This is a genomic window from Jannaschia helgolandensis, from assembly GCF_900109285.1.
Taxonomy (GTDB): domain Bacteria; phylum Pseudomonadota; class Alphaproteobacteria; order Rhodobacterales; family Rhodobacteraceae; genus Jannaschia; species Jannaschia helgolandensis.
In genome coordinates, this window is sequence record NZ_FNZQ01000001.1 from 465,030 (window position 1) to 481,724 (window position 16,695).

At 62.8% G+C, this 16,695-nt stretch carries 15 protein-coding genes; 3 read left to right on the forward strand and 12 right to left on the reverse strand.

Features of this window, described 5'->3' with window-relative positions:
• Positions 1-36: 36 nt before the first annotated feature.
• Positions 37-1,383 (forward strand): polysaccharide biosynthesis/export family protein, encoded by a 1,347-nt coding sequence (locus BMY38_RS02200; protein ID WP_175495741.1) that lies wholly within the window; start codon positions 37-39, stop codon positions 1,381-1,383.
• A gap of 29 nt (positions 1,384-1,412) precedes the next feature.
• Here the strand turns inward: BMY38_RS02200 and BMY38_RS02205 are convergent, their stop codons facing one another.
• The 11 genes from BMY38_RS02205 to BMY38_RS02255 form a co-directional block, all read right to left on the reverse strand.
• Positions 1,413-2,135 carry a sugar transferase gene (locus BMY38_RS02205; protein ID WP_092759350.1) on the reverse strand — a complete coding sequence of 241 codons (723 nt, stop codon included), beginning with the start codon at positions 2,133-2,135 and terminating at the stop codon, positions 1,413-1,415.
• The gene (locus BMY38_RS02210) at positions 2,132-3,127 is read right to left on the reverse strand and encodes a glycosyltransferase family 2 protein (RefSeq protein ID WP_092759352.1); all 996 of its coding nucleotides are present in this window, start codon (positions 3,125-3,127) and stop codon (positions 2,132-2,134) included. The genes BMY38_RS02205 and BMY38_RS02210 overlap by 4 nt, the downstream gene beginning before the upstream one ends.
• Positions 3,124-4,518 (reverse strand): oligosaccharide flippase family protein, encoded by a 1,395-nt coding sequence (locus tag BMY38_RS02215; protein WP_092759354.1) that lies wholly within the window; start codon positions 4,516-4,518, stop codon positions 3,124-3,126. Before BMY38_RS02215 ends, BMY38_RS02210 begins: the two co-directional genes overlap by 4 nt.
• Complete coding sequence (locus BMY38_RS02220) at positions 4,515-5,630, reverse strand: DegT/DnrJ/EryC1/StrS family aminotransferase (protein WP_245737475.1); 1,116 nt, start codon at positions 5,628-5,630, stop codon at positions 4,515-4,517. The genes BMY38_RS02215 and BMY38_RS02220 overlap by 4 nt, the downstream gene beginning before the upstream one ends.
• Positions 5,627-6,169 (reverse strand): GNAT family N-acetyltransferase, encoded by a 543-nt coding sequence (locus BMY38_RS02225; protein ID WP_139204634.1) that lies wholly within the window; start codon positions 6,167-6,169, stop codon positions 5,627-5,629. The genes BMY38_RS02220 and BMY38_RS02225 overlap by 4 nt, the downstream gene beginning before the upstream one ends.
• Positions 6,166-7,203: an acyltransferase family protein gene (locus BMY38_RS02230; protein WP_092759358.1), complete on the reverse strand. Its 1,038-nt coding sequence runs from the start codon at positions 7,201-7,203 to the stop codon at positions 6,166-6,168. The genes BMY38_RS02225 and BMY38_RS02230 overlap by 4 nt, the downstream gene beginning before the upstream one ends.
• Complete coding sequence (locus tag BMY38_RS02235; RefSeq protein WP_092759360.1) at positions 7,200-7,631, reverse strand: sugar 3,4-ketoisomerase; 432 nt, start codon at positions 7,629-7,631, stop codon at positions 7,200-7,202. The genes BMY38_RS02230 and BMY38_RS02235 overlap by 4 nt, the downstream gene beginning before the upstream one ends.
• Before the next feature lie 82 nt (positions 7,632-7,713).
• Positions 7,714-8,880 (reverse strand): glycosyltransferase family 4 protein, encoded by a 1,167-nt coding sequence (locus tag BMY38_RS02240; RefSeq protein WP_175495742.1) that lies wholly within the window; start codon positions 8,878-8,880, stop codon positions 7,714-7,716.
• Complete coding sequence (locus BMY38_RS02245) at positions 8,877-9,950, reverse strand: EpsG family protein (protein WP_092759364.1); 1,074 nt, start codon at positions 9,948-9,950, stop codon at positions 8,877-8,879. The genes BMY38_RS02240 and BMY38_RS02245 overlap by 4 nt, the downstream gene beginning before the upstream one ends.
• Entirely contained in the window at positions 9,947-11,011 is a 1,065-nt protein-coding gene (locus BMY38_RS02250) for a glycosyltransferase family 4 protein (protein ID WP_092759366.1), read from the reverse strand. The genes BMY38_RS02245 and BMY38_RS02250 overlap by 4 nt, the downstream gene beginning before the upstream one ends.
• On the reverse strand, positions 11,008-12,129 hold the full coding sequence (locus BMY38_RS02255; RefSeq protein ID WP_092761093.1) for a glycosyltransferase: 1,122 nt from the start codon (positions 12,127-12,129) through the stop codon (positions 11,008-11,010). Before BMY38_RS02255 ends, BMY38_RS02250 begins: the two co-directional genes overlap by 4 nt.
• Before the next feature lie 374 nt (positions 12,130-12,503).
• On the opposite strand from BMY38_RS02255, the gene BMY38_RS02260 reads away from it, so the two are divergent.
• The gene (locus BMY38_RS02260; RefSeq protein WP_092759368.1) at positions 12,504-13,532 is read left to right on the forward strand and encodes an NAD-dependent epimerase/dehydratase family protein; all 1,029 of its coding nucleotides are present in this window, start codon (positions 12,504-12,506) and stop codon (positions 13,530-13,532) included.
• A gap of 4 nt (positions 13,533-13,536) precedes the next feature.
• Here BMY38_RS02260 and BMY38_RS02265 read toward each other — a convergent pair whose 3' ends face one another.
• On the reverse strand, positions 13,537-14,307 hold the full coding sequence (locus BMY38_RS02265) for a metallophosphoesterase (RefSeq protein ID WP_092759370.1): 771 nt from the start codon (positions 14,305-14,307) through the stop codon (positions 13,537-13,539).
• A gap of 127 nt (positions 14,308-14,434) precedes the next feature.
• Between BMY38_RS02265 and BMY38_RS02270 the strand changes: the two genes are divergently transcribed.
• A complete protein-coding gene (locus BMY38_RS02270; RefSeq protein ID WP_175495743.1) occupies positions 14,435-16,546 on the forward strand; it encodes a GumC family protein in 2,112 nt (703 codons plus the stop codon).
• Positions 16,547-16,695: the final 149 nt, after the last annotated feature.

Here is a 16,695-nt window from a genome sequence, read left to right on the forward strand (position 1 = left end):
TGCACATCGGCTCGCGTCGCCGATCGGAATGACAACATGATCAGGACCATGATCACCGGGCTGGCATGTCTTGCCCTGACGGGATGCGGCGCAGTCTACTCATCGTCATCTGTGCCGCGCGATGCACCCGGTGTCCGCGTCCTGTCGCTGACGGCGGACTCGGTGTTGACCGCCAACTCTACTCCCTATGTCCCCCGTGCCCTGCCTGCGGTTTTCGAGGCCAATGCCGGGGCCGGATCAGACCTGGGCGCGCCTGGTGCGGTGCCGCCCGCCGCATTGTCGCGCCCGGTGCGCCCCGGGCCGCTGGCTTTGGACGCCCCGCCAGCGGTGCGATCCGGGTCCTATGCGATCGGCATCGGGGACGTCCTGTTACTGGCCACCCGCTCCGACGGTTCAACCGCCGCAGAACTTTCGGGCCTGCTGGCCGCCGCAAACCGGCGTCAGGGCTATACGGTCCGTAGCGACGGTGCGATCGCCATTCCCGACATCGGGCGAGTTCCGGTTGCCGGACTGACCCTCGAGGGAGCCGAAGACGCATTGTTCCAGGCCCTTGTTGCCAACAACATCGACCCGACGTTCAGCCTTGAAGTGGCGGAGTTCAACTCCGGGCGCGTATCAGTCGGTGGTGCGGTCGCCAACCCGACGGTCGTTCCGGTCGCTCTGACCGAATTGACATTGGATGCGGCTCTGGCTGGTGCCGGTGGCGTATCAACGGGCAACCTCGATTTCGCGCTGATCCGCATCTATCGAGATGGTCGGCTTTACCGGATTCCAATTGCGGATTACCTGTCCCGGCCAGCCCTCCAGAAAACGGTTCTGATCGCGGGCGACAGTGTCTTCGTCGGCGAGGAGTTTGATCTGGATCGGGCGCAGGCCTATTTCTCGGAGCAGATCCAGCGCGCCGGTCTACAAGCCGCTCAGCGCAGTCAAGCGCTGGCCGAGTTGACCACCGAGGTTGGCCTGCGGCGCGCGGCACTGGATGAAACGCGGGGCAACTTCCAAGACCGGTTCGCGCTGGATGCGGTCGAGCGCGATTATGTCTATCTGACCGGCGAAGTGCGGATGCCCAGCAGGTTTCCCCTGCCTTTCGGACGACAGGCCACACTGGCCGACGCCCTGTTCGAAAGCGGCGGGTTCGAGTCGAAAACCGCAAACCCCGGTCAAATTTACGTATTGCGCGCGGCTGCCGATTCCGCCGAGCCGGGAGCAGTGATCGCATGGCATCTCGATGCTCGGAATGCAGTGATGTTCACAGTCGCGACCCGGATGCAGATGCGGCCCGGTGATGTGATTTTCGTCGCCGAGCAGCTGATCACGCGGTGGAACAGGTCGATCAGTCAACTTGTGCCGCAGGTCATCGCAGCCGGGAACGCCGCAAACTGAGCCGCCCGGGCGCGACCCCGTTTTCGCGATCAGCGACCACCGCCGCTTGCCACGACCCGAAGCGTCTTCAGCGCGATCCGGGTGTCCATCACATACCCGCGCCTGCGGACATAGGTCAGGTCTGCGGCGACTTTGGCGCGTGTCGCGTCGGCCCCCTCCGCATAACCGAGGTCGACCTGTGCCAGACCCGTTATACCAGGCTTGACCGCATGACGCTCGTGATAGCCCGGAATCGTTCGAAGATAGTGCCGCGCATGCGGCAGATAGTCGGGTCGCGGTCCGATCAAACTCATCTCACCGCGCAGGACATTGATGATCTGCGGCAGTTCGTCGATGCGGGTTCGACGGATGAACCGCCCGACTGTCGTAATCCGGTTGATTTCCAGCGGGTCATGGGCGCGGCGATTTATACGATGGGTCGATGTCATGCTGCGGAACTTGATAACCCGGATCGGCTTGCAATCCTTTCCCATCCGCTTCTGATGAAAGATCAGAGGCCCGGCGTTCGAGGATCGGTTTACAATGGCAAGTCCGACCGCGCAAAGCCCCAGTATCGGAAGCAGGGCCAGGGAAACGACAAGGTCAAAAGCGCGTTTGGCACCTGGAAAATGCGCTTCCGGTTTTATGGATACGGCGACTTTCACAGGGCGCGCAAAAAGAACACCTCGTTGACCGTAGATCGCATCAATGAATGCGCTGGACGGGCCGCAGAATTCGGACGTTATCGCCAGGCCGCCTTCGAAATCATTCATGTCGACGTCTTGCGCCTTCTTTGAGATCGCGCGGGCCGGGCCAGCAGACGCAGCCGATGAAGGACATGCCCGATAGTCCCTCTGCCCACCATGGCGACACCGATACCGGCCATGGCCCCAAGCATCGCCGCGATCCACAGTCCCCGTGGATAGGCTCTCCGCCGCTCCCGGTCGCGCCCGATTAACCGCCGTAACGATGTCAGATCCCCTTGCCGACCGAACCCCCGCGCAAGCCGTCGCTCGCGCAGGTCGGTGGCGCGGAGCCAGAGATCCGGAAACTCGGCCCTGAGATTCTTGTCGAGAATCCGAAACCCGTCTTCGAACCGCTGCGTGATCACATGCCCAAGCCCACCGGGGCTGTCTCGCTTGATGATCAGCGGGGTGTCCAGAAAGCGGAAACGCGCGATCCGCGCCGCTCGCAAGTAGAAATCCAGGTCCTCGTAGGTCAACGACTCATCGAATGGGCCGACCGCATCGAAGAGATTGCGACTGGCGAAAAACGATGGGGCGTTGATCCAGCCGCGTCCCAGGGCAATATCCTCCATGACCCAGCCATCGAGCGGTTTTCCGAAGGGCGGGCGATGCCGAATACGGACGCCATCCCTGCGCAACCGGATGGCCGCGCTTTGCATGCAGACCATATCGGTCGCCTCGGTCACAACGGCAGCCATGTTGCGGGATACGAAAGTCGGCAGATACATGTCGTCGGAGGCGATCATGCCGATCCAATCGCCGTCGGCAGCCGCGATACAGCGGTTCAGACTGGCACAAACGCCCTTGTTCGAGACATTTTCCAGCAGGATCATCGGCACCGGAGAGCGCGCTGCCATATCGCGAAGGATCGCCAGCGTGCCGTCGGGTGAAGCATCGTCGCAAACCACGATTTCAAGGTTAGGATAATCCTGAGCCCAGAGACTCTCGATGCAATCGGCCACGTGATCGGCGTGGTTGTAAGCGGGCACGACGATCGTGACCCGAGGCGGGTCGATCATGCGGGATGCCTCCGAAAGAACGCGGCGGGTTGCAGGGCCAAAATACCCAAGGCCGCCTGTATAATGGCCAGCAGCCAGGTCAGCGCAGGCACATTGAGGGAGAGCGTCGCCAGCAACAGGGCAGTCGCTGTCAGGATCAACGGGACCGGACCTGGCGACATCGCCTGTGCAGCCCCCCAGATCAGCCCCGCCGCCAGGTAGGCGCCATAGGCGAGCGCAAATCCGACGCCGACGGCGGTCAGACCCAATATCGGCATCAGGATCAGCGATAGCCCGAGGCACAGCATCGCGAAACCAAGTTCGGCCAAGAAGAATATGCCCCCCGCCCCCCGCGCCAGCATGGCGAAGCCCATGGCCCAGGCAGGCAGTCGCAGGATCGTGCCAAGCGCCATCCAGCCCAGAAGCGGTGCCGCCGGTAGAAACGCTTCGGAATAGAATAGGGTCAGTACCAGATCCGCCTGCCCCGCCAATACGACCAGGACCGGCGCGCCCAACGCCAGTATGAGGCGGATTTGCGTGTCGATCAGCGCCCGTGCCTCGGCAGGGCGCGACAGCAGGGCCGTCAAACGGGGATAGAAATCGGCAGATATCGCGGCCAGGACAAATCCGGCCTGCGTTACCGCCAACGCCCATGCCGCAGTGAACAGACCGACCGCATCCAGCCCCAATCGGGAGGCGATCTGCGCCCGCAGGACTAGCAGGACCATGGCTGAAAAAGCTGTTCCGGCTACTGTCGCCATGCCCAGTCGCACCAGCCGGGGCCAGAGCGCCGGACCGGGCCGGGCACCTGTCGCCGCAGGCCGCGCCGGAACCATCCAGACCAGGCAGGCCAGCACGGCAGGCGGCACAAGAACCAGTGCAGGCAAGGCAGCCGCGCCCCATTTCGCGATCGCGGCCAATGCCAGGACGGTGCCAGCGGCGGCGGCGGTCACCTGGACGCGGGCAAGGGTGTGTATGCGCCGTTGTCCCTGCAAAAGGGCGGTGCCGGCCCCGGCCAGAAGCGCGACAGGTATGCCCAGACCCACAAACGCGACTTCGGCCCCGCGTGTCGGATCGTCCAGAAGCCAGCCTGCCAGCGGCACTCGAAAGACGAAGACCGCCACGGCGGCGATGCCGCCCTGAACGATAGCCGCGCGCGGCAAGAGCAGCGTCGCGCGCGTCAGACGGTGCGGGCGTGCGGCAATCATGCGGACCGTCGCAGGGCCAAGGCCAAGCCCAGCTATCTGCGATCCGAAGGCCTGTAACGCCAGCATCAGGCCAAGCACGCCCAGCCCGGCCGGTCCCAGCCACAGCGATACCAGTTTGAATCGTACCAGTCCCATCAGCAGGATCGCGACCTGCGCCGATCCGGTAACGGCGAAAGCGGCCAACAGAGGGCGCAGGGAGGTCATAGCGCAGCCCGCAAAACATCTGCTACGCGCCTGGCATCCTCTTCGGGCAGATGCGGTCCCATCGGCAGGCTGAGAACCGTTTCCGAAATGCGATCCGCCTGTGTCAGAGCCTGTCTGTTGATACCAATCCCCCGGTGCGCGCCCTGGCGATAACAGGGAATCGGATAATGTATCCCGGTGCCTATTCCAGCGTCTGCCAATCGTGCCGCCAGTCGGTCCCGATGCGCATGACGCACGACATAGAGGTGCCAGGACGGGTCGGTACCGGGTAGCGTCACAGGCAGGACCAGCCCGGTTCCGGCCAACTCCTCGGCATAGATCCCGGCAATGCGGGCCCGCCGCGCGACCCAGGTCGTCAGATGCCGCAGCTTGACGGCCAGAACCGCCGCCTGAAGCGGATCGAGGCGAGAGTTTATACCAAGCTCTACCGCGTCGTACTTTGCCGTCGCACCATAATTGGTCAGGCGGCGAATACGATCGGCGATCTTCGGGTCGTCGGTCGTGACCGCGCCCCCGTCGCCCAACGCGCCCAGCGTCTTGGCGGGATAGAAGCTCCAGGCGACGGCATCGCCATGCGCCCCAATGGGGCGGTCACGAAACCGGGTGCCATGCGCCTGCGCCGCATCTTCGACCACCTTCAGACCGGTGTCGCGCGCAAGGGCCAGAAGCCGATCCATCGGGGCAGGCTGACCATAGAGATGAACGGGCAAGATCACGCGGGTCGTGGAGTCGATGGCGGCGGCGGCGGCCTTCGGGTCCATCACCATTGTGACCGGATCGACGGCGACCGGCTGCACCCGTGCACCCAGGGCCGCGATGGCGTGCCAGGTGGCGACAAAAGTATGCGCTGGGACGATGACGCCATCGCCGGGTCCCACGCCGCAGGCGCGCAGCGCAAGTGTCACGGCATCCAGTCCGTTACCGCAGCCGACCGCATGCTTCGCACCGCAATACGCGGCCCAATCCGTCTCGAACATGGCGACTTCGGGACCGCCGATATACTGCCCCGACCGGGCGACACGCAAAAGCGCCGCCTCGATCCGGGGGGCCAGTTCGCGGCTTGCGGCGGCAAGATCGAGAAACGGTATGCTGCGCTTCAGGGTCGCGGTCACACGGCAATCCTCTCCTGCGCGGCGAGCAGACCGGGAGCTGCACGGTTCCAGTCCGATGCGGTCAGGCGATACAGGATATCGGTTTCGGTCGCACCGATCCGGGTCGCGCCGAACCTGTCGTGGAAGGCCAGCGCCGCAGTGTTCGCGCGGCGCACGTCAAAGGTGGCCTTCGGCAGGCCCAACAGGTCGAACCCGATACGATAGACCATCAAGGCCGATTCGAGGGCTGCGCGCCGCGGCTTCATTGCCGGATGCAAAAGCCAGCTGCCCCAGGTGAAGCCTGCGTCGCAAAGATTCGACAACCTCAAGAGACCGCAATCGCCGGTCGGGCCTGCAATAACGTAGTAACCACGAATTTCGGCCTTTTTCAGCCACCGGACCTGTCCCTCTATGCCGCCCGTGACCGGATGCAGGTGGCGCGCCAATACCGGATCGCTGCGCAGACCGTGGACGAAGGCTGCATCGCCGGGCGTGATGCTGCGCAAGGACACGACCGGCCCCGAAAGCGTCATGGGAAGTCTCGCATAAAGGGTGTTCACGCTGGTCGCCCCCTCGGCAGAGGGCGCGTGCGCAGCAACCAAAGTCGGGCCGGACGTTCGACCAGGTAATGGGCCGCTGTGGCGATGATCAGCGTCAGCACAATCGTGACCAGCCAGTACGACGGCGCGGACAGATCGACGAGGCGCGGCAGACCGAGGATCACATGAAACTGGAACAGGTAGAACGCGTAGGAGATGCGGCCGAACCAGACCACGGGACGCGCCGAAAGCAGGCCGTTTGGGGTATGTGTCAGATGCAGGACCGCCATCCCGACGACCGGGATCAGCAGCGGTGCCCACATCGTCGGCAACCCCTGTCCTTCGACACCGATCATCAACGTCGCGAACGCAAGAACGCCGAGCATCGGCAACCACCCGGGCACCTGCACGCCGCGCAGGGCCAGGTGGCCGAAGGCGACACCGGCCATAAACTCCGGCAAACGAAAGATCGGGGTGGCATACTGAAAGGCGAACCCCGGCCCGTTCGGAAAGATATAATAGGTTCCGGCAATCATCCCCGAGAAGATCATCGTCGTCAGTATGACCCATATCAGCGTCTGTTCCGGCAGCGCGTGCAGCACATGCCGCACCGCCGGAAATGCGGTATATAATGCGGCTTCGACCGACAGGGACCAACTGCTGGCGTGGTTCCAGATATTGAAAAGATTTGGAAACCATGCCTGAAGCATAAGCCCCGAAATCAGCACCGTGGTCGCGATCGCAAGTGGACTTTGGTCCGACGACAGAAGCCACGGCAGCGCCATCACGGCGGCCAGTGCATAGAGCGGATAAATCCGGGCCATCCGGGCCCGCGCAAACCTGCGCAGATCCGGACCGTCACGACAGGCAAGCGTCAGTACGAACCCCGACAGTACGAAGAATACCGTCATACCGGCCGCGCCCGCCTGAAAAATTGCCGCCAGCGGTCCGTCGACAATCGGTGCCCGGATATGCAGGTGAAAGCCGAAGACCCAGACAGCAGCCACTGCGCGCAATCCCGTCAGGGCCAATATCTCGCCCTCTGGGGGTGTCATGCGGTTGTCGGACTGAAGGTGACATGACGCACGGCGACCCGGAAGGCAGCGTGATCGCGAATGTAGTCGGCTTCTTCATAGGCTGCGGATGCCATGACCAGGCAAACAGTCTCCGGTGCGAAATCCGTAAGATCGCGCCATGTCATCGGACCGACGAGCAAGGCCCGCGCCGGATTATCGAGACGATAAGACCGCGCGCCTCGCGCCGTCTCGAGTGTCAGGGTCAGAGCACCCGCAAGAGGGACGAATACCTGCCAGAGAGTGCGGTGCGCATGCCCCCCGCGCGGCGCGCCAGAAAAGCCGTGCAGCCAGTAGAGCCGCTTGATATCGAATGGCAGGGCCAGACCCTCGGCGACAGTAAGCTGCCCGCGGGAATCACCATGACGGGCAAGATCTATCCAGGGAGAAAGGGGCGGTGTGTCGAACATTCGACAAGATTTAGGTAATGACGGTTAAGGGATCGTTAACAACGACTTGCCGTAACGGCAGCGCCCCTGTCCCGGGCTTGCCTCAATCCTCTGACAGATCGGCGAGTTCGCGGCGATAGGCGGCAATTACCAGCCTTTCGTCAAAGAACTGCTCCGCCCGGCGACGCGCGGCATTTCCCATATCGATACGCGCCGGAGGACCGATCCCGATCATCTCGGTCATCGCGCGCGCCAGGTCGTTCGGATCGCGCACCCGGCAGAGAAGCCCGGTTTGGCCCGGCACGATCGCGTCGCGACATCCGGGATGGTCCGTCGTGATGATCGGACGCCCGGTCGCCGCCGCTTCAAGCAGGCTGCGGGGCAGGCCCTCGGCATAGTAGCTGGGAAGGACAATGCAATCCGCATCCGCAAGGTAGGGCCGCACGTCCGCAACATGGGCGATAAACTCCAGCCCATCTATCCTGCGCCAGCTTTCCAGATCCCGCGCGGCGACCATTCCCGCATCGCGGTCGTCGAATGCGCCCAGAACCGTGACATGCGCTTCAACGTCCCAGCGCCGCATGATCCGCAGTGCTTCCACCAGATCGGCAACGCCCTTGTCGCGCAGCAACCGCGCGATCATGAGAAAGCGAACCTGCGCACGCGATGGCGCGAACGGAGCCTGCGCAAACCTGACCAGATCGACACCCGATCCGGGAAGCGACTTGATCTGTCCCGCGGTCAAAAAGCCCCCGTCGAGCAGAAGTTCCGCATCGTTCGCATTCTGCACAAAAACCGGAGCGACACCCTTCAAACCCCTTTTATAGAGCCTTCCCGCCACCCAGCCCAGCATTGACCCCCGTCTGGCAAAGGCGGTTCCCAGCCCTGTTACATTCGGAACAACGGGAATTCCCAACGGGCGGGCCGCCAGCGCCCCATAGAGGTTGTTCTTGATCGTCCAGCTGAGCACCACGTCCGGGGCCAGCCGCCGAAATGCCAGCCGCATTCGCCAGATCAGCGCAATCTCCGACAGGGGATTCAGACCCCTGGCGTCCATCTTCAGCGGCACGACCCTGCATCCCATGGCGGCAATTTCGCCGTCATGGATCGACGGCGGAACCAGCGCGACAAGCTCGTGCCCGTCGGCCAGCAGGGCCGCGATCAAACCGGCGCGGAAGTTCACAAGATTGAAGCCCGTATTTGCGGTCAGCACGATCCGCAGGGGGCCGCGCGGTCCGCAAGAAGGACTACGGTGGGTCGGGTCGGTCACAACGGAAACCTCTGAACATCGGGATATCCCCCGATCCAGGTCTGATAGGGGACGAAACACTGTTCGAAGTGATCGGAGGTCGCCATCCAGACGACGAAAAGCGCGAGCAGCGCGACCCAGGGCACGGTCGCCAGAACCCTGCGGCTGTCGCGGGTCGGAAGATACGGAATGCGCGCAAAGATCACAGCCTGGACCGGAACCAGATAATAGGCGAGCCGATCCGCGATAACCGTCGAGACGGGAAGGATCGCGACCATTGCCATCATCCCGAGACTTCCGATCAGGACGAAATCGTAATCCTCCGGCCAGGCCCGCTTCCATGCCGAGCGCAGGAACAGGCGAAAGGCCAGCCCAGACAGAACGATGAACATGACGCGGAAGATCGCACCCTGCGCCACAAGGTCCGTATCGACATAGCGCGCGGTCGCGATCGCGACTGCTTCGCCGGACCACAGGAAAACGATGCCGGGAATGGCCAGCAGTGCCGCCATTGCCAGTCTTGTCCAATTGTAACGGCCCCCGACCAACGGCAGAAGAAGCGCGAAGATCAGGGCGCTTTGGTGGAACAGGCTGGCCAGTCCGACCCAGATGCCGAAGCGGACGACCCTGCGGTCCATCATCGCCGTGAATGCAACGCAGACCAGACCGATCGCGATGGCCTGTCGCAGCGCGCCCATCGACATATTCACCACGAGGACCGGGTACAGGAATGCAAGAAAGGCGAACGGATCGGGTTGCCGTCTGGCCAGCGCGTGAACGCCGGCAAAGAAGATGATCGCGGTGGCGACGTTGACGAATGGGTAGGGCAGGCCGGCTGCCCCGATCGTCTCGATCATCAGCCACCAACCCGGATCCCGCCGAACGATAGACCGATCATAGGAGGGGCTGCCGACAATCTCGAAATGATTGAGGTATCCGGACCAGTCGCAACCGACTTCGAAGCGGAACGCCACGAACAGGAACATCGCCGCCATGATGATCCAATAGAGCTGATCGCGCAGCCGGTGATACGGCGCAATCCCCCAGCGCAGCAGCATCAAGGCCACAAAAGGCAAAAGATAGACAATCACCCTGCCGCCCCGCGCAGCAGCGCCGCGACCCGGGGTGCCCAGACCTGCAGGGAATAGGAACGCTCCACCTTGGCGCGCCCCGCGGCCCCCATCCGCGCACGCAGGGCCGGATCGTCCAGCAGCGTGATCAATGCGTCGCGCCAATCCTTTGCGGTCCTGGCCAGGAAGCCGTTCACCCCATGTTCGACGATCTCGGTGTTCACGCCCGTAGGCGATGCCACGACCGGTCGTCCGCAAGCCATGTACTGGATCAGCTTGTACCCGCATTTCCCGCGCGACCACGGGCTGTCGTCCAGCGGCATGATGCCCACATCCATGCCGCGGATCGCCTCGACCTCCGTATCTTCGGACCACGGCAGATACTCGATGCCGTCCTCGATCTCTGACGTGCCGCGCGCCCCGATGGCCCGGAACAGGCCGCCACGCGGGATCACGACGTCCACGATCAGACGTTGCATCGGCGCGGCATGATCTGCCCATGTCATCGGCGTCCCGACCCAGCCCACGCGCAGGCCACCGTCCGGCGGGGGCAATGGGCTGGCCGGATAGCGCGACAAATCGACGACTGTCGGCACGACCTCGACCCGACCGGCCCCGGCGGTCCTTGCGCGGTCGGCGATATAGGGATTGCCCGCCATGACGATGCGCGATGCAGCCATCACCCCGTCGATCTTGCCACCCAGAAGCCCACGCACAGACGCGCGGCGGTGGTGGTCATAGCGGTGAAAGACGGCATCGTCATGGTCCGATACTACCGGCACATCCCGCGGCCATGCCGGACGCTCCAAAAGCCATGGAAGCCAAGGCAAAGCCTCTTTTTCCAGCCAGATCACATCGGCAGAGCCAGCGGCGCGCAAATCCGCCAGACGGGTTCGGATATATCGACCCAGATGCGCTTTGCGCGACCCACCGCCATAGAGAGCCGAAATATAGGTTGCATCGAAGAACGGGCGGGTCGAAACCTGAAACCCTTCGGCTTCGAGAAACGGGACGTATTGAGCGGTTCGCAATCGCGATGACGCGGCGACGGCGTCGTATCGCGACAGGATCACGAGCTTCACGATGCAGACCCCAGAATCGTATCGTAAAGACTTGCGTAGGCCCGCGTCCCATCCTCCAGCGAGAACAGCGTCTCGGCCGTGGCACGGGCGCGGTCGGGCAGGTCGGGGTCATGGCGCAGGGCCGACAGATCGGACAGCGCGGCGCGCGCCGCATCCATGGTACAATCCGCCATCAGCACGCCGACACGATGACCGGTTACGATGTCCGCGACATTGCCGACGCCCGCGTTCGCAATCACCGGGCGGCCCGTGGCGAGGATTTCCGCCAATCGCGTAGGAGAAGACCCCAGTCTGGCCGGTCCGGTGGCGTAGAACATCGCCGAGGCGTGGTGGCCAGCGATCCGCGCCGCCACGTCTTCCGGCGGCACCGACACGATTGTCAGTCGCGCGGTCGGTACATTGGGCAGGCCTGCGCGAACGACATCGGAGTCGTCGCGAGTTACGACCTCGAATAGGGCAGTGGGGTCATCGGACGCCGCTGCCGCGAACAGCGCATCGAGCCAATCCAGACGAAACCAGCCGGACGTGACCGACCCGACGCAACCGAACACCATCGGCGCGTCGGGTGGCGGGCGCATCGGGAACCTGTCCAGATCGGCACAGGTCGGGATCACGACAATGCGTTGGCCGATAAGCTCGGACGGGTAGATGCCTTGCAGGTGTGAAACCGCCGCGTCGGTCAGGGATACCACGCCCGCGGCATCGCGAAGGCACAGCCGTTCCATACGTCGCAGAACCCGTTCCATCGGCGACCCGGCCGTCAGGCGACCCGCTTCGATCATCTCGTCCAGCCAGAGCGCGCGCATGTCGAATACGAACGGAACGCGGGTCCGCCGCCACAGGGCCCGGGCAATGGCCGCAGGAATATAGGACCGGGCGTGGATCAGGGCGATAGGCTTCTGCCGCATGATCCTCATCGCAACTTTGAACATCGTCGCGAAATTTCGGGCCGCGCCAATCCTGCCTGCCCGGAACCTCTGCGGTCGCCAGTCGATGCCATGCGCCGCGCAATCGGCCCGCAGTGCGGCCATGTGGGATGCATCATCGGCATCGTCGATCTTTTCGGCAGTCAGAAGCGTGATATCATGATTACGCGACAGCCCGCGCAGATAGCTCATGACCTGACTCTGACCCAACGGATCCGCCAGCCCGGTGCGCGTCAGATAGAGTATGCCGGGACGCTTCACAGGTCTGCGCGCGCGCCAAACCAGCGGCTCGGCGCTTTCGCACTTCGGCAGGCACCCAGAAACCGTCGCACCGTGTGGACCTCTCTCCTTCGTCAATCGGAGCGACTGCGGATCGACCCGCACCCGATGCGACACCGACATCGCCTTGCATGAAGGTCGTTGAACTTCAACGGCATCACAAGTCCATCTCTCGGGCAAAGGAGAATACAGTCACACTTCATCGCTCCCCGGAGCCATCAAGCATTGGGTTTACCGGGGTCATCGCTTAGGAAACTCGGGATCGACAGCCAGCCCGAGGCCGACCCATGACCGACAAAGACCCCCGCACCATTTTTGTGACCGGCACCGCCGGGTTCATCGGTTTCCATCTTGCACGGCACCTGCTGGACGAAGGTTTCACTGTGGTCGGCTTCGACGGGATGACCGATTACTACGACGTCGCTCTCAAACGTCGCCGCCATCAGATGCTGCTCCAGACCCCGGGTTTTCGTGCCGTCGAGGGGCGGCTGGAGGATTCCGACCTGCTGAAGCGCACCATGACCGAGGCCGCGCCCGACGTTATCGTTCACTTGGCCGCGCAGGCGGGCGTCCGCTACAGCCTGGAAAATCCCCGGTCCTATGTCGAAGCCAATCTGGTCGGCACATTCAACGTGATGGAATGCGCCCGCGAACTGGCGGTCGATCATTTGCTGATGGCCTCCACCTCTTCGGTCTACGGGGCGAACACGCAGATGCCGTTCACCGAAGACCAGAAGACCGATGCGCCCCTGACACTTTATGCCGCGACCAAGAAAGCGAACGAGCACATGGCGCATTCATATGCGCACCTGTGGAAAATTCCGACGACGATGTTCCGCTTCTTCACTGTCTACGGGCCCTGGGGCAGGCCCGATCTGGCGCTTTATAAATTCGCGAAGGCGGCCTTTGCCGGAGAGGCGATCGACGTCTACAACCACGGCCGCATGTCGCGCGACTTCACCTATATCGACGATCTGGTTCGTGGCATCCGTCTGCTGATCGATACGCCGCCGGTGGAGCCCGCCGACCCGTCCGACATCGCGCCGGGCGATACGCTCAGCCCGGTGGCGCCTTACCGCGTCGTGAACATCGGCAACGGCGAACAGGTGCAACTGATGGAATTCATCACCGCACTGGAAGCCGAGCTGGGCTTCGAGATCAGGAAGAACATGATGGAAATGCAGAAGGGCGATGTTCCCGGAACCTGGGCCAGTTCGGATTTGCTGGAGAGTCTGACTGGTTATCGTCCCGACACGCCCGTTCGCGCCGGTATAGCGAAATTCGTCGCCTGGTATCGCGACTACCACGGCGTGTAATACGTCAGGTCAGGGTCCTGAAGGTCCCTTCTTCCAGAACACCTACGGTCAGAAGGCCCGAAAAATGCGCGCCGGTATCAAGCGCGATGCGCCCGTCGGCTATTTCCGGAACGTCGACGACCGTATGCCCGTGCGCCACCCAGATGCCATCGCGCCGTGGTGTGGTTCTGAAGTCGGGATGGCCCCAGATCATCGTTGTGTCCGCCTGCCCGGACACGGCCAGGCGCGGGTCCAGTGCGGCATGAACGCAAACCAGATTACCTGACCGCCACAGCAACGGCAGGTTCGACAGCCAGATCTCCAGACCCGCGGGCAGCGCGGCGCGCAGGTCTGCTGCTGCAGATCCCAGAGCGTCAGGATCGGATATGTCGGTATCTTCGATGCCGAAACTGGCCATCGTCGTCAGGCCGCCATTGTGCAACCAGAGACGTCCGCAGGATACCGGATCGGCAAGAAAATCCAGCATCATCCGTTCGTGATTTCCCATCAGCGTGACGACCGGGATCGGGCTGGTCCCCGGCAAAGCTCTGAGCTTTTCAAGAACCTGGGCCGACTGCGCGCCCCGGTCTACGTAATCGCCCAGAAACACCAGGGCCGAGGGCCCATCACATCCAGCCAGATCGCCGTCGATCCGGGCCAGTGCCGACATCAGCAGATCGTGCCGACCGTGAATATCGCCCACGGCGTAAACGCGGACATCGGGTTGTAATGGCGCAGAGAATTGCGGTCCCCTGCGACGCACCGCAAGTCGGTCAATAAGATACCTGACGATCATCTATGTCCCCTGCACTGCACTCTGATGCTCGGGCAATCCGGCAAGAGAATGCAAGCACCGCGCGTTGATGCGCAAGGGATGCTGTGCCATGCCTGACCGACGCCATCCTGCAGGACGATGCACTTCCATGACAGCTCAGACCCCGATTTCCACCGCTACTCTGCCATCGCGGGACGATGAGGTCGATTTGGTAAGTATCCTGAAACTGCTCTGGCGGGGGCGGTGGTGGATCGTCGGGGCGACCACGATCTCGCTGTCCCTCGGTGCGATCTATGCGTTTTGGATTGCGGTCCCGGTCTACACTGCCTCCTCCACCGTCGCTCTGGACAGTCGCGAAGGCAATGTCATCGAGTTCGAAAGCGTCGTGTCCGGCCTCTCGTCGGATATCTCCACGATCAATACCGAGATCGAAGTCATGCGATCGCGCGACCTGATCGGGAAACTGGTGCGCGATCTGAACCTGACAGCCGACCCCGAGTTCAACCGCGCCCTGCGCCCGCCCACATTTTCACTGCGCGACTGGCTCGCGGACCTTGCCGGGGCGGGGTCCGAGCGTTCTCCCGCCATTGCAACTGACCAACAGATTCTCGACCGGGCGATCAACGCCGTACTGGCAGCAACATCAGTGACAAACCTGCGCAATAGTCTCGTATTTCAGGTCACTGCCCGGACCGAAAACGCGGTGAAATCAGCACAGATCGCGAACCTGTTGGCCGAGATCTATATTCGGGATCAGATCGAGGTAAAGTTCGACGCCACTGCGCAGGCCACCCTATGGCTGGGGCAACGGGTGGCCGATCTGGGCCTGGAATTGCAAGTGGCGCAATCGGATTTGCAGGCCTTCACGGCCAGCGCCGACCTTGTCACCCCAGCCGAAGTCGCGGGCCTGAATCGACAGATTTCGGACATACGATCCCGACTTGCCTCGACGCGCGCCCAGATCGACACCGACGTCGGCCGGGCCGATATGCTGGCTGATGCGCTGGCGGCGGAAGACTGGCCCCGGCTGGCCAGCCTGACCGGGGACCGCATACTCGACCGTTTACTGGCGCTGCCCGACGATGACAGCAAGGCTACGGCATTGCGCGCACGCGGCGAACAGCTGGCCAACATCGCCACCCGGTCCGAAAGGCGCGGAACGGCCCAGATCGCTGCGCTGACCACATCGCTGGCGGAGTTGGAGGCGCAGATCAACGCCCAGTCCGAGGGGCTTGTCGAATTCCAGGGGTTGGAACGGAAGGTAGAGCAGGCCCGTGTCCTGTTTGAATATTTCCAGAACCGCCTGCGCGAAACGACCGTGCAGCAGGGCATCCAGCAGGCCGATGCCCGTCTTCTGTCCCGCGCTGTCGTGCCAGGCGAGCCGTCCGAGCCGCGCAGGCCGGTCATTCTGGCGCTTGCTGCAATGCTGGGACTGATGGCGGGTGCCGGTGGTGTTCTGCTGCGCGAGGTGCGCAACACCGGCGTCCAGTCGGCCAACGATCTGGAGGCACTGACCGGTATCGTCGTCATGGGTCAATTGCCGATGATTGGCACAAAATCCAGCCGGGAGATGATCGAATACCTGTCACAGAAACCGAATTCCCGGTTGGCCGAGTCTTTTCGCAACCTGCGCACTTCTGTGATGCTTTCGAACCTTGATCGACCGCCGCAGATCATCATGTCTACCTCTTCCCTGCCGAACGAGGGGAAGACGACACAATCCTTGGCGCTGGCGCAAAACTTCGCAGGTATGGGCAAGTCGATCCTGCTGATCGAGTGCGACATCCGCCGCCGGATTTTCGGATCGGAACTGGGGTTCAGGGACGAGATTGGCCTGCTCTCTGTCCTGTCGGGCGAGGTCATGCTGGCAGATGCGGTGCAGCGCGATCCTCAGTTGGGCGCAGTTGACGTTCTGGTCGGCGACAGTGGCACATCGAATCCCGTCGACATATTTTCGTCAGACACCTTTCGGGCGTTCCTGACGGACGCGCGCACTGTCTACGATATCATCATCATCGACACGCCCCCCGTGCTGGCCGTGCCGGACAGCCGCGTCATCGCACAGCATGCGGACGCCATTCTCTATGCGGTGAAGTGGAATTCGACACCCCGAACAGCGGTGCGCGAAGGGATGCGCCTGCTCGAAACGGTGAATGCCAGGATTTCTGGGCTTGTGCTGACCCAGGTCGATGTCAAGCGGATGGAGCGGTCCGGATACGGCGCATACGGCCAGTATGACAAAGGCTACTATTCCGACTGACGCACGGCCTGACTGCCAAGAACATCACCGGCAATCCCGATCAGACATTGATACAGTGGCGCAAACGTTTTGTGTCGCAGACTGTTCCGCAAAGACGCGACCACGTTTGTCACAGGACAAGGCCGACAAGCCATCGCCGCAGGATCAGG